The sequence below is a fragment of the Georhizobium sp. MAB10 genome (assembly GCF_045012825.1).
GTDB lineage: Bacteria > Pseudomonadota > Alphaproteobacteria > Rhizobiales > Rhizobiaceae > Georhizobium > Georhizobium profundi.
The window spans coordinates 916034-929844 of the sequence record NZ_CP118314.1 but is presented as its reverse complement, the minus strand read 5'-3'; the positions used below and the strand labels follow the sequence as shown (position 1 = coordinate 929844).

Genomic DNA, 13811 nt, shown 5'->3' with positions numbered 1-13811 from the left:
CAACTTTCAATCGCCGGCGATGGCATCTTCCTGTCGGTTGTGCAGTTGAACGAGGACGACCAGGCGCTCGATCGCTCGCTGCGCGTCGCGAGCCAGCGACGGATCGGGCGCGCGCTCACCCAGGTCGCGGGTCATCATCGACAACAGACCTGCGATGCGCATGATCTCGCTATGCGCGTAACCGAGCGAGGTCAGCAGGGCAGCGTGATGCGGCGACGACAAGAGTGCCGGATATCGAACGCGATCGTCTTCACGCTCATGAACGAGGATGACGCGGTCGACGACCGCGCTTGCTTCTCCGATCAGCGCTGCAGCATCGCTGCCACTTGCGGTCTCAAGCCGATCGGCCAGCGCCTGCAATGTGGCGAGTGCCTGGCTGATCGATGCATGCGCGTGGGCGACCGCGCTCACATCGTCGCTTTCCATGCGCAGGAGCCGTCCGGGTGCTCCAGACAGCGCCCGAAGCGCGTTCGCAATGACGACGACGTCGATCGCTTCCTGGATCAGCGCACCGGCCACGGGCGGCAGATGGCCGAGTGCGGCAAAGCCCATCGCGATGACGGAAAGACCGAGCCCGCCGATGACGCTTTGCGAAGCGATCTGCCGGGTGCGCCGCGCGATCGCAATGGCCTCAGGCGCGCGATTCAGGTTTTCCACCAGAAGCACCACGTCGGCGGCCTCGGTCGAGGCATTTGCGCCGCGCGCACCCATGGCGATGCCGACATTGGCCGCCGCAAGCGCCGGAGCGTCGTTGATCCCATCGCCGATCATGGCAACCGAGCCTGTCGCCTGCCGCTGGCGAACCGCCTCGATCTTGTCGGCGGGCGTGCAATGTGCCTGGACGGCATCGAGCGGCAGACCCGAGGCCAGCATCGCCGCCGTATCCGGATCGTCGCCGGTCAACATGGTCAGCGGACGAATGCCAAGCGCCCGGAGGCTCGAAAGCGCTCCAGGCGCTTCGGTGCGCAATTCATCTGCCAGCAGCAAACAGCCACTCAGCTTGCCATCGACGGCCACAAAGACCGTGAGCGCGGACCGCCACCGGGCACGGCGCAGTGCGACTTCGGCCCATTGCGGAAGGTCTTCTTCGGCATGCACCATGGAGAGGCTGCCTGCCTTGACGGCAACATCGCCGACCACACCATCGAGACCGGATCCGCGGCTTTCCTTTACCTGATCGGGATGGACCAACGGCAATCCGCGCATGCGGGCCGTCTCCACGATCGTCTTTGCCAGACTGTGACGCGACGCCTGTTCGAGCGATGCAGCCAGCTGCAGAACGGCGTCAGGATCAACCCCCGGCGCCGTTTCGATCGCCACGATCCGCGCGCCGCCGAGCGTCAGCGTTCCGGTCTTGTCGAAGATTGCAGACTGCACGTCCGCCAGCGCTTCCACCACCGCGCCACCCTTGATGAGAATGCCGCGCCGCGCGGCCCGCGATATGCCGGCGACGAAGGCGACGGGCGCGGCGATGATCAGCGGGCATGGCGTGGCGACGACGAGAACCGCCAATGCGCGGACGGGATCCGACGAGATCGCCCAGGCGCCACCCGCCACGATCAGCGTGAAAGGCAGGAAAAGCACGGCATATCGGTCCGCCATTCGAATGAACGGCGCCCGGGCTTCACCGGCCGCGCGCACCATCCGCACAATGCCGGCGTAGGTGCTTTCTTCTGAAATGGCCGTCGCGCGAAACCCGAAAGCTTCCCCGGCATTGACCGTGCCGCTTCTGACGGCCTGCCCTGACGTCTTGGCAACCGCATAGGGCTCGCCCGTCACCGCCGCCTCGTCGACCAGGGCTTCGCCCTCCACGATACCATCGACCGGTACGATCTCTCCCGCGCGCACCCTCAGGAGATCGCCGACTGCGACAGAGCCGACCGGCACTGTCTCGACCTGTCCATCCACGACCCGATGCGCAACCCGTGGCGCCCGATCCTCCAGGCGCTTGAGATCCCGCTCGGCCCGGCCCGTCGCATAGGCTTCCAGAAGCGTACCGCCCGTATACATGATCGCGACGATCAGGCCCGCCAACGGCTCACCGAGAACGAGGGCTGCCCCCATGGCGATCAGCGCCACCCCGTCGACACCCACACGCCCTTCGAGGATCGAGCAAAGGATGACGAGGCCGAGCAGCGCGATCGCCGGGACTGTGCCAGCCATCCAGACTTGATGCGCAACGGTCTGTGCGTCGACGACCCAAAGTCCGAAGCCTGCTCCAAGCGACAACACGGCCAGCGCCGCGACGACGCGATGCACTTTCGGTGAGATGAGCTTGTCGATGAACTGCGGCGATCGCGAACGCACCGAATAGCCGTTCAATGGGCAAACAGGACCGGCAGATGTGCCGCCGCCAGCACCTCCCGCGTGCTGCCTCCGATGATCCATTCCACCAGCCGCGAATGGCCATACGCACCCATGACCAGCAGGTCGGCACCTTTTTCGCGGGCTTTGTCGAGCAGGACGAGGCCGGCATCCTGGCCCCGGGAATCGACAATCTCGACATCTGCGCGAATGTCATGATGCGCGAGATAGACGGCAATGTCGAAGCCCGGTTCTTCGCCATTCGCCCATTCGCGCGCAACGGGATCGATCATGCAGACAGTCACAGCCTCGGCACTCGCCAGCATGTCGAGCGATGCCGTCAGCGCCCGTGCAGCCGGGATCGAGCCATTCCAGCCGATGAGAACGCGTCTTGGTTTCAATGTCGCCGACGACGTTTCCGGCACCAGCAGAAAGGGCCGCCCGCTGCGGAAGATCAGCCCTTCCACAATCTCGCGGTGAAACCTGCTTGACGCCTTCGTCGGCGCTGCCGCGATGGTGATGTCTGCGTAGCGCGCGTAGAGGCCCGCCACATCGGCGATCGTGTTGCCCTCGATAATGAGATGCAGCACCTCGCCCTCCACGTCATGACGCTGCAACTGCGCCGAAACGCTGGCCACCCGATGTTCGAGCGCCGCCTTGACCTGCTTCTGGGCTTCTTTCCAGTGCTGCCACGTCTCCGCACGACGCGTCCCGATCGGCATCAAGGGTGCAGCTGCGACCACGACGCAGCGCACATGAAGACCGTCGTCCTGCCCCATGGCGATCGCGTTCTCCAGAAGCGCCGAAGGGCCATTTTCTTCGATGAAGCACAGGAGGACGCGGGATTTCATGAAAGTCGCCTGCTGGCTGACATGCAGTTTCAGCTGCACGCTAGCATTGCGCCGGACAGCGCCTCTTGATCACGATCAAGATTTGGCCTTTGCGCCGCCAGGCGACCGGCCGGCTTGCTCTTTATCAAGCTTGCGGGCGCGCATGCGCTAGTGTTTGACATCTGCTCCGCGGGGCGGCATCAGCGCTTCATACGGTCTCATCGCGTATGAAGCAGATGAAAGACCTGGACCAGAGGATGCCGATCATGCAGCGCGCAAAGCCCACACTTCTCATGATCCTCGATGGCTGGGGCGAGCGCGCCGAGACCACCGGCAACGCTGTCGCGCTGGCCAGCACACCGAATTTCGACAAGCTGCGCGCCACGTGCCCCCATGCGACGCTGACGACGTTCGGTCCGGCCGTCGGTCTCCCCGAAGGCCAGATGGGCAATTCCGAGGTCGGCCACCTCAATATCGGCGCCGGCCGCATCGTGATGCAGACCCTGCCCCGCATCGACACCGCGATCGCTGATGGAGAGCTTAAGCGGGCCGTCGTGGCGAGCGGCATTCTTGAGAAGATTGAGGCAGCCGGCGGGCGATGCCACCTCGCCGGCCTCGTTTCCGATGGCGGCGTCCATGCGCATATGCACCATGCCGTGGCGCTCGCCCGTATCCTTACCGAGGCGGGCCTCGAGGTTCTCATCCACGCCTTCACCGATGGCCGCGACACGGCACCGGCTTCGGCACGCGAATTTCTCGCGACATTCGAGGCTGAACTTCCGGCCGGCGCCCGGGTCGTGACCGTCAGCGGCCGATACTACGCCATGGACCGCGACCGCCGTTGGGAGCGCGTCGGGAAGGCCTATGGCGCCATGGTCGAAGCCGAAGGCGAACACGCGGTATCTGCCAGCGACGCCATCGAAGCGGCAACGGCTCGAGGCCTGACGGATGAGTTTATCCTGCCGACCGTAATCGGCGACTATGCCGGGATGCGCGACGGCGACGGGCTGATCTTCTTCAACTTCCGCGCCGATCGCGCGCGCCAGATCCTCAGCGCACTGACCGACCCGGATTTCGATGGCTTCGAGCGCAAGCGTCCCATCGCGTTCTCGTCGACCATCGGCATGGTGTCCTATGGCAGCGAACTCGATCCGCTGGTTCACCCGCTTTTTGCGCCGCAGACGCTGGAAGACGGCCTGGCCGAAACGGTCTCCAAGGCGGGTCTGCAGCAGCTGCACATGGCAGAGACCGAGAAGTACCCGCATGTCACTTATTTCCTGAACGGTGGTCTTGAGACGCCGTTCGAAGGCGAAGACCGGATCCTCGTCGCATCGCCGGCGGTCGCGACCTATGACAAGCAGCCTGAAATGTCGGCACATGAATTGACCGACCGGCTGGTGAGCGCGATCGACAGCAATCGCTTCGATGTCATCGTCATCAATTATGCCAACCCCGACATGGTCGGCCACACCGGCATCATCGACGCCGCCATCAAGGCCGTCGAGACAGTCGACCACGCGATCGGCCGTGTCTGCGCGGCGCTCGACCGGGTTGGTGGCCAGCTTTTGGTCATCGCCGATCACGGCAATTGCGAAGAGATGATCGACGCCGTCACCGGTCAGCCGCACACGGCGCACACGCTGAACCCGGTGCCGGTGATCGTGCGCATGCCCGGCAAATGCAGCATCCGAGACGGCATTCTCGCCGACGTCGCACCCACGCTCCTCGCCATGGCGGGCATTCCCCAGCCCGCCGCCATGACGGGCCAGTCGCTGATCACGCGGCAAGATTGAGCGAACGCGTGCGTCCTCGCCGAAAGCCGGGGTTGGAGCCAGCGCCATAGGTCGCTATCCAGAGCGTCGAAGCCGGGTGTGGGAGCATCCGTCCGACTGGAGGAGCATGCATGGACTTTCATTTGCCGCGCGAGATCGCCGATTACCGGGATCGCATCGCCCGCTTCGTCGAAACCCACATCCTGCCACTCGAGGCCGACCGGGCTTCCTATGACGCGCACGAGAACATCCGCATCGATCTTGCCGATGAACTTCGCGCGAAAGCCCGCACCGAAGGCCTCTGGTGCCTGCAGCTGAAGCAGGAGACCGGCGGCCGCGGCCTCGGCAAGGTCGGCATGGCGGTCTGCTACGAGGAGATGAACCGGTCGATCTTCGGGCCTGTCATCTTCAATTCGGCGGCCCCCGACGACGGCAACATGATGGTTCTCGAAGCCGTCGCGACGCCTGAGCAGAAGAAGCGCTGGCTCGATCCGATCGTCAGCGGCGCGGTTCGCTCTGCCTTCGCAATGACCGAGCCCGCGCCCGGCAGCGGGTCCGACCCATCGATGATGCTGACCAAAGCGGAGAAGAAGGGCGATCGCTACGTCATTTCCGGCCGCAAATGGTACATCACGGGCGCTGCCGAGGCGAGCCACTTCATCCTGATGGCGCGCACCTCCGACGACCCGCGCCGTGGCCTGACGGCGTTCATGTTCCACAAGGATCAACCGGGCTGGCGGATCGAGCGCCGCATCGACATCATGGGGCCGGAAGAACATGGCGGCCACTGCGAACTGGTCTTCGACGGCCTGGAAGTGCCGGTCGAAGACGTTATCATGGGCGAAGGGGACGGTTTGAAGGTCACGCAGATCCGGCTTGGACCCGCACGGCTGACCCATTGCATGCGCTGGCTCGGCCTTTCGAAGCGCTGCGTGGAGATCGCCCGCGCCTACGCCTCCGAACGCCACGCCTTCGGCGAGCTTCTGGCAAAGCGCGAAAGCGTGCAGATGATGCTGGGCGACCTCGCCATGCGCATTGAAATCGGCAGGCTTCTCGTGATGAAAGCCGCTTGGGAACTCGATCAGGGGAGCTACGCCCGCAAGGAGGTTTCCATGGCGAAGGTGCACGTCGCCAATCTCCTGCATGATGCCGCCGACGCCGCAATCCAGATCAACGGCGCGCGTGGCTATTCCAAGGACACGGTTCTGGAATGGATCTACCGCTACGCCCGCCAGGCGCGGCTGGTCGATGGTGCCGACGAGGTCCACAAGATGGTGCTGAGCCGCTTCCTGGAGAAAGAGGAGCGGACCTTCTGGCAGTGGCCGGACGAACAGTTGCAAAATTCGTAAGCCAAGGCGAACACAAGGAGGAGGGCGGCGTGGAGGAAGCGCGGTACGACGGCCAGTTCGATTACATCATCGCCGGCGCGGGCTCGGCCGGCTGCGTGCTTGCGAACAGGCTTTCGGCCGATCCGCGCAACCGCGTGCTGTTGCTTGAGGGCGGCGGCCGCGACAACTGGATCTGGTTTCACATCCCCGTCGGCTACCTCTTCGCCATCGGCAATCCCCGCGCGGACTGGCTGTTCAAGACAGCGGCCGAGCCAGGGTTGAACGGACGCAGCCTCGCCTATCCGCGCGGCAAGGTGCTCGGCGGCTCGTCGGCCATCAATGCCATGATCTACATGCGCGGCCAGGCGCGCGACTACGATGGCTGGCGCCAGATGGGCCTCACCGGCTGGGGCTGGGACGACGTGCTGCCCTATTTCATGAAGCATGAAGACCACGAGGCGCCGCCGAACCGCTATCACGCGCAGGGCGGCGAATGGCGCGTGGAAAAGCCCCGCATCAGCTGGCCGATCCTCGACCGCCTGCGCGACGCCGCAGAACAGGCGGGCATCGCCAAGATTGACGACTTCAATTCCGGCGACAATTCCGGCTCGTCCTATTTCCAGGTGAACCAGAAGCGCGGCCGCCGCTGGAGTGCTTCCCGCGGCTTTCTGCGCCCTGCGCTCAAGCGGCAGAACCTGATCGTCGAAACCGGCGCACTGGTGGAGAAGGTCGGCATCGAGAACGGCCGTGCGGCGACGATCTCCTATATCCAAAACGGACGCCGGGTGATCGCCCGCGCGACCGGCGAAATCATTCTCTCCGCCGGTGCCGTCGCTTCTCCCGGCATCCTGGAACGATCGGGCATCGGATCGGGCGCGGTGCTCAGCGCGCACGGGATCGAGCCGGTTGCGGATCTGCCGGGCGTCGGCGCCAATCTGCAGGACCATCTGCAGATCCGCCCGGTCTACAAGGTCACCGGCATCCGCACCTTGAACGGCGATTATGCACGGCTCTTCCGCCGTGCGCTGATGGGCGTGGACTACGCGCTGCGCCGCCGCGGGCCGCTCACCATGGCGCCGTCGCAAATGGGGGCTTTCGTGCGCTCGACCCCCGAATACGAGACGGCCAATCTCGAATTCCATTTCCAACCGCTGTCGCTGGATGTTTGGGGCGAGGGCCTGCATGCCTTCGACGCGTTCACAGCAAGTGTGTGCAATCTGCGTCCTTCGAGCAGGGGCTCCATCCATATCTCCGGACCGGAAGCATCGGATACGCCCGACATCCGCCCCAACTACCTCTCGACCGAGGAAGATCGCCGCGTCGCGGTGGATTCGCTCAAATGGGCGCGCCGCATCGTCGGCCAACCGGCCATGGCGCCCTATAGGCCCGAAGAGCACAAGCCGGGTGCGCATATCGAATCCGAGGAAGACATGCTCGTGGCAGCGGGCAACCTCGGCACGACGATCTTCCACCCCGTCGGCACCGCCCGCATGGGCCTTGCGGACGATCCGCAAGCCGTTGTCGATGAGCGCCTGCGGGTGCGCGGGATCGATCGCCTACGCGTCATCGACGCCTCCATCATGCCGACGATCACCTCCGGCAACACCAACTCGCCGACGATCATGATCGCCGAAAAGGGCGCCGCCATGATCCTCGAGGATCGCCGCTGACGCGCGCAGTGAGCAGTAGTCTCACTGCATCAACTATCCGTTAGTGTGCTTGTCGCGTGCACCGCGCTGTGCCAGCATCCCGGCCGGGAGGATAGGCCATGGTGTCGACGCTGTCGCACATCAAGGAGATTGAGCGCGTGGCTCTTGGCGGCCAGGCGAGCGGCCGCGATACGCCGGTCGTCCAGTCATGGCTGCGGTGCGTCCACGATTACCAGCTCGATCCCGCAAGCGCCCAGGAAGCCTACATCGTTCCCGAAACGACGCTGAAGGAACACCGCGAGCAGGCGGAAGAACTGATCCGCATCGGCCGCTCGGGACTCGAAACATTGTTCAACCAGATCGCGGAGCAGCATTACGTGCTTCTCCTGTCCGATGCGCGCGGCGTCACCGTCGATTTCATGGGCGACCCGACCTTCGACAACCAGCTGCGCAAGGCCGGCCTTTATCTGGGCTCGGAATGGTCGGAAAGCCGGGCCGGCACCTGCGCGGTTGGGGCCTGCATCGTCTCCGGCGAACCGGTGATCATCCATCAGGACGATCATTTCGACACGAGCCACATCGGCCTCACCTGCACCGCAGCGCCGATCTTCGACACGCTGGGCGACCTGACGGCCGTGCTCGATATCTCGCAACTGCGCTCACCCACGGCAAAAGCGAGCCAGCAGCTTGCGCTGCATCTCGTTGCGGCCACGGCCCGGCGCATCGAGTTCGCCAACCTCATGGCCCGCACGCGCAACGACTGGGTTTTGCGCCTCTCCCGCTCGCCGGATTTCCTCGATGTCGATCCCGATGCGGCCATCGCGCTTGACGGCGCTGGCCGCGTGACGGGACTGACCCATGGCGGTTTCAACGCACTCGCGCGCACCATGAAGCTCACCGGCTTTTCGGCGAGCGACCTGATCGGCGAAAAGATCGACAGCTTCTTCGAGATGGAGATCGATGATCTGCCCCGCTTCATGCGCGGCAAGACGGGTGGCGAGCGCATGCTGCGCGCCCATGACGGTGCTGTGTTCTTCGCAAGCTCGCTTGCGCCCGTCGTCACCTCGCGCCAAGCGGGCGGGATACTCTCGAAAGCACAAGAACCGGTACCGCGCGCGTTGCGCGACCTCTCGTTGGGCGATCCCACCATGGAAGCGGTGCAGGCAAAGGCCGCCAAGCTTGCCGGTCGAGACATCGCCATCCTGATCCAGGGCGAGACCGGCACCGGCAAGGAATATCTCGCACGTGCACTCCATGACAGCCGCAGCGATGGCGGCCCGTTCGTTGCGGTAAACTGCGCGGCCATCCCCGAACACCTGATCGAATCCGAGCTCTTCGGCTATGCGCCGGGCGCATTCACCGGCGCTGCCCCGAAAGGCAAGACCGGCCTGGTCGAAGCCGCGAATGGCGGGACGCTCTTCCTCGACGAGATCGGCGACATGCCGCTTGCGCTGCAGAGCCGGTTCCTGCGCGTGCTTTCGGAGGGCGAAGTGGTGCCAGTCGGCGCCCTCAAGCCACGCCCGGTGCGCTTCAAGCTCGTGTCCGCTTCCCACCAGCCGCTGCAGTCGTTGATCGATGCGGGCCGCTTCCGCGCCGACCTCTTCTACCGCATCAACGCGGCGACGCTGCGGCTGCCACCCTTGAAGGAGCGCCAGGATTTCGCGGCCCTCGTCGACCAGATTCTGATGCGCATCGGCCGCGATAATGCCGAGACCTACCGTCTCCAGCCGGCGGCCCTTGACGCCCTTCGCCGCCACGATTGGCCAGGAAATCTGCGCGAACTCACCAACACGCTGAAGGTCGCTGCCGCCCTCTCCGATGGCGGAGCGATCGGGCCGGACTGCCTTCCCGACCACTTGCAGCCGGATCGACCGCCACATTCAGCAGAGACATCCGACGCCGACGCACTGCGCGCCGCGCTGCAGGCATGCGACAACAACATTTCCGCGCTCGCCCGCAAGCTCGGCGTCAACCGATCCACGATCCACCGTCGTCTGAACCGCTGAGTGCAACAGCTGCAACACCTGTTGCAGCTTCCCTGTTGCATCGGCTCACGCCTGCGCGTCGCTGAAGGCAGCGAAGGCACCGTTTCGCGGGCAATCGAGCGGTATATGCCTCTTGGCATGGTGTTTGCTCACACCTCTTCGGGAGCAAGTGAGGAGGAAAGACATGCAGGACAGCCTGAAAGACCGTTCCATCATCGTCACCGGATCCGGCCGTGGCATCGGCGAGGCCATGGTGCGTGGTCTGGCGGATGCCGGCGCTCGCGTGGTCGTGGCGGATATTCAGCACGATCTAGCCGGCAAGGTCGCGGACAGCATCAATGGCGCAGGTGGCAAGGCCGTTGCACTTGAGGTTGATGTGACAAGCCGAGAGAGCGTGCGCGCGATGATTGCCGCGACGGTCGAACAGTACGGCCGGCTCGACGTCATGTTCAACAATGCCGGCATCGCGCAGGTGAAGCCGTTTCTCGATATCACCGAAGACGATTGGCACAAGGTCATGGACGTCAACGGCCTCGGTGTGCTGATCGGCATGCAGGAAGCCGTTCGCCAGATGAAGAGCCAGGGCGGCGGCGGCAAGATCGTCAACACCGCCTCCATTGCCGGCAAGCAGGGCTACGAACCCCTCGCCCATTACTGCGCAAGCAAGTTTGCTGTTGTCGCCTTGACGCAGGCGGCCGCCCGCGCATTTGGTGGCGACGGCATCTGCGTCAACGCGATCTGTCCCGGCGTGGTCGCCACCGACATGTGGAAACTGATCGACAAGGGCTTCAAGGATGAAGGCCTGACCAGCAGGGACAACGAGGCCTTCGAGAACTTCTCCTCCGGCATTCTGCTGGGCCGGCCGTCTCATTCCGACGATCTGGTCGGCGTCAGCCGTTTCCTTTCATCCTCTGCCTCCGATTACATGACCGGCCAGTCGCTTGTCGTGGACGGCGGCATGGTGCTGGTCTGAGCGTCCGGGAGAAGAACCATGCAAGCACTGCGTTTCCACGCCGCGAAGGATCTTCGGATCGAGGACGTTCCATTGCCGTCCGATCCGGCCCCTGATCAGGTGATCATCGAGAACAGGTTCTGCGGCATTTGCGGGACCGATCTGCATGAATATGCCTACGGCCCGATCTTCATTCCGAAGGAGCCGCACCCCTTCACCAAGGCGAGTGGCCCGCAGGTGCTCGGGCACGAGTTCGGCGGCGTCGTGAAGGCCGTCGGGTCCGATGTGCGCCATGTGAAACCGGGCGACCGGGTGTCGGTCCAGCCGCTGATCATGCCCCGCGTCGGCGATTATTATGCCGAGCGTGGGCTGTTTCACCTGAGCAGCCAGCTCGCTTTGGCCGGCCTTTCCTGGAATTCGGGCGGAATGGCCGAGGCCGCACTGCTGTACGACTACAATGTCCAGCCCATCCCGGACGATCTGTCGGATGAGGAGGCAGCCCTGATCGAGCCGACCGCAGTGGCGGTCTATGCCTGCGACCGTGCCGGCGTCACCGCCGGGGCAAGCGTGCTCGTCACGGGCGCAGGACCCATCGGCATGCTGACCCTGATGGCTGCACGGGCCGCCGGTGCCACCCAGCTCGTCGTTTCCGACGTCAACGACACACGGCTGGACATGGCCCGCCAGACCATCCCGGACCTCATCACGATCAACCCGAAAGGACAGTCGGTCGGCGATGTCGTTCGCGCCCATACCGAAGGCGGCGTCGGCTGCGATGTCGCGATCGAGTGCGTGGGCAACGAACACGCTCTGAAGGCCTGCGCAGATGCAGTCCGCAAACAGGGTGTGGTCGTTCAGACGGGCCTGCATCCCGGCGAGAACCCGCTCAACTGGTTCGATGTCACCTTCAAGGACATCGATATTCGAGGCTCCTGGGCATACCCGACGCATTATTGGCCGCGCGTCGCCCGCCTGATTGCCAGCGGTCAGATACCGGCCAAGAAGATCGTCACCAAATTCATCAGCCTATCGGAGGCCGTTGCGGAAGGATTCGATCAACTGCTCGACCCGGCCGGCCGGCACCTGAAGATCATGATCGACCTGTCACGCTAGGACGATCGATCCATCCGGGCGGCGGAGGAGCCGTCCGATACACTTGAGAGCAGAGGGAGAGAGAAATGCTCGACAAGACACCCAGCACGCGCATGCAGGCTTTTCTGGACAAGTTCGGCAAGGCGCTCGAGGCCGGCCAGATCGACGAGGCGGTCGGCATGTTCGCCGACCAGTGCTACTGGCGCGACCTCGTCGCCTTCACCTGGAACATCAAAACGATGGAAGGCCACGACCAGGTCAACGACATGCTTAAGGCACGCCTCGCCGAGGTGAAGCCCAGGAACTGGCAGATTGCCGAGGGCGAGGACGCCACCGACAGTGACGGCCTGATGGAAAGCTGGATTTCCTTCGAAACGGACGTCGCCCGCGGCTACGGTCTGATCCGAGTGAAGAACGGCCAGATATGGACGCTCTTGACGACGATGGTCGAACTCAAGGGCCACGAGGAGAAATCCGGTTTCACCCGTCCACTCGGCGCCAAGCACGGTCAGGATGTTGGCACCAAGAACTGGATCGAGGAGCGCGAGGAAGAACTGCGCACGCTCGGCTACGAGAAGCAGCCCTATGTCGTCATCATCGGCGGCGGCCAGGGCGGTATTGCGCTCGGTGCCCGGCTGCGCCAATTGGGCGTTCCCACGATCATCATCGAGAAGAACGAACGTGCCGGTGACTCGTGGCGCAAGCGCTACAAGTCGCTCTGCCTGCACGATCCGGTCTGGTACGACCACCTGCCCTATCTCGACTTCCCGAAGAACTGGCCGGTCTTCTCGCCAAAAGACAAGATCGGCGACTGGCTGGAAATGTACACAAAGGTCATGGAGCTGAATTACTGGACCAGCACCACGGCCAAATCGGCGAAGTACGATGAAACGACCAAGGAATGGACGGTCGTCGTCGAGCGCGATGGCAAGGAGATCACGCTTAAGCCGAAGCAACTGGTCTTTGCCACCGGCATGTCGGGCAAGGCCAACATCCCGAACTTCAAGGGCCGGGATCGCTTCAAGGGCGAGCAGCACCATTCCTCCCAGCACCCGGGACCCGACGGCTACAAGGGCAAGAAGGTGGCCGTCATCGGCTCCAACAACTCGGCGCACGACATCTGCGCTGCGCTCTACGAAGCCGGCGTCGATGTCACGATGATCCAGCGCTCCACGACCCATATCGTGAAATCCGACAGCCTGATGGAAATCGGCCTTGGCGATCTTTATTCCGAGCGCGCGGTTCAAGGCGGCATGACGACGGCGAAGGCCGATCTCATCTTCGCCTCTCTGCCCTATGCCATCATGCACGAATTCCAGAAGCCGGTTTACGACAAGATCCGCGAGGTCGATGCGAAGTTCTACGAGGATCTGGAGAAGGCCGGCTTCCGGCTCGATTTCGGCGCCGACGATTCAGGTCTCTTCATGAAGTATCTGCGCCGCGGCTCGGGCTACTACATCGACATCGGCGCCTCGCAGCTGATCATCGACGGCAAGATCAAGCTCGTCGCTGGCCAGGTGGAAGAAATCACCGAGAACGGCGTGAAGCTCGACAACGGGCAGGAGATACCGGCCGACGTGATCGTCTACGCCACCGGCTACGGATCCATGAATGGCTGGGTCGCCGATCTCATCGACCAGGAGACGGCCGACAAGGTTGGCAAGTGCTGGGGCCTCGGTTCGGGAACGCCAAAGGATCCGGGCCCGTGGGAAGGCGAGCAGCGCAACATGTGGAAGCCGACGCAACAGGAAGCGCTCTGGTTCCACGGCGGAAATCTCCACCAGTCGCGCCACTATTCGCAGTTCCTGTCGCTGCAGCTGAAGGCGCGGATGGAAGGCATTCCCACCCCGGTCTACGGACTGCAGGAAAGCCACCACAAGGGTTGAGCCGAGAGCCTTG

At 63.9% G+C, this 13811-nt stretch carries 9 protein-coding genes; 7 read left to right on the top strand and 2 right to left on the bottom strand.

What is annotated here, in order from left to right; translation table 11 throughout:
- Nucleotides 1–6: 6 nt before the first annotated feature.
- A complete protein-coding gene (locus tag PU133_RS04250) occupies nt 7–2307 on the bottom strand; it encodes a heavy metal translocating P-type ATPase (protein ID WP_404863629.1) in 2301 nt (766 codons plus the stop codon).
- An 11-nt stretch (nt 2308–2318) separates the two neighbouring features.
- On the bottom strand, nt 2319–3155 hold the full coding sequence (locus tag PU133_RS04245) for a universal stress protein (protein ID WP_126008023.1): 837 nt from the start codon (nt 3153–3155) through the stop codon (nt 2319–2321).
- 245 nt (nt 3156–3400) lie between these two features.
- Here PU133_RS04245 and gpmI point away from each other — a divergent pair, with 245 nt between their 5' ends.
- The 7 genes from gpmI (at nt 3401) to PU133_RS04210 (ending at nt 13798) form a co-directional block, all read left to right on the top strand.
- Entirely contained in the window at nt 3401–4927 is a 1527-nt protein-coding gene (gene gpmI, locus PU133_RS04240) for a 2,3-bisphosphoglycerate-independent phosphoglycerate mutase (RefSeq protein ID WP_404863628.1), read from the top strand.
- 110 nt (nt 4928–5037) lie between these two features.
- On the top strand, nt 5038–6255 hold the full coding sequence (locus tag PU133_RS04235; RefSeq protein WP_404863627.1) for an acyl-CoA dehydrogenase family protein: 1218 nt from the start codon (nt 5038–5040) through the stop codon (nt 6253–6255).
- Nucleotides 6256–6284: 29 nt separating this feature from the next.
- Entirely contained in the window at nt 6285–7904 is a 1620-nt protein-coding gene (locus PU133_RS04230) for a GMC family oxidoreductase (RefSeq protein WP_404863626.1), read from the top strand.
- A 98-nt stretch (nt 7905–8002) separates the two neighbouring features.
- Entirely contained in the window at nt 8003–9889 is a 1887-nt protein-coding gene (locus PU133_RS04225) for a sigma-54-dependent Fis family transcriptional regulator (protein WP_404863625.1), read from the top strand.
- 163 nt (nt 9890–10052) lie between these two features.
- Entirely contained in the window at nt 10053–10841 is a 789-nt protein-coding gene (locus PU133_RS04220; protein ID WP_404863624.1) for a glucose 1-dehydrogenase, read from the top strand.
- An 18-nt stretch (nt 10842–10859) separates the two neighbouring features.
- Entirely contained in the window at nt 10860–11933 is a 1074-nt protein-coding gene (locus tag PU133_RS04215) for a 2,3-butanediol dehydrogenase (protein WP_404863623.1), read from the top strand.
- A gap of 65 nt (nt 11934–11998) precedes the next feature.
- A complete protein-coding gene (locus tag PU133_RS04210) occupies nt 11999–13798 on the top strand; it encodes an NAD(P)-binding domain-containing protein (protein ID WP_404863622.1) in 1800 nt (599 codons plus the stop codon).
- Nucleotides 13799–13811: the final 13 nt, after the last annotated feature.

Excerpts from the sequence above, each read along its gene's own strand:
- PU133_RS04215 (WP_404863623.1), top strand. The coding sequence starts at position 10,860 with ATGCAAGCACTGCGTTTCCACGCCGCGAAGGATCTTCGGATCGAGGAC.
- PU133_RS04235 (WP_404863627.1), top strand. The coding sequence starts at position 5,038 with ATGGACTTTCATTTGCCGCGCGAGATCGCCGATTACCGGGATCGCATC.
- PU133_RS04225 (WP_404863625.1), top strand. The coding sequence starts at position 8,003 with ATGGTGTCGACGCTGTCGCACATCAAGGAGATTGAGCGCGTGGCTCTT.
- PU133_RS04210 (WP_404863622.1), top strand. The coding sequence starts at position 11,999 with ATGCTCGACAAGACACCCAGCACGCGCATGCAGGCTTTTCTGGACAAG.
- PU133_RS04220 (WP_404863624.1), top strand. The coding sequence starts at position 10,053 with ATGCAGGACAGCCTGAAAGACCGTTCCATCATCGTCACCGGATCCGGC.
- PU133_RS04245 (WP_126008023.1), bottom strand. The coding sequence starts at position 3,155 with ATGAAATCCCGCGTCCTCCTGTGCTTCATCGAAGAAAATGGCCCTTCG.
- gpmI (WP_404863628.1), top strand. The coding sequence starts at position 3,401 with ATGCAGCGCGCAAAGCCCACACTTCTCATGATCCTCGATGGCTGGGGC.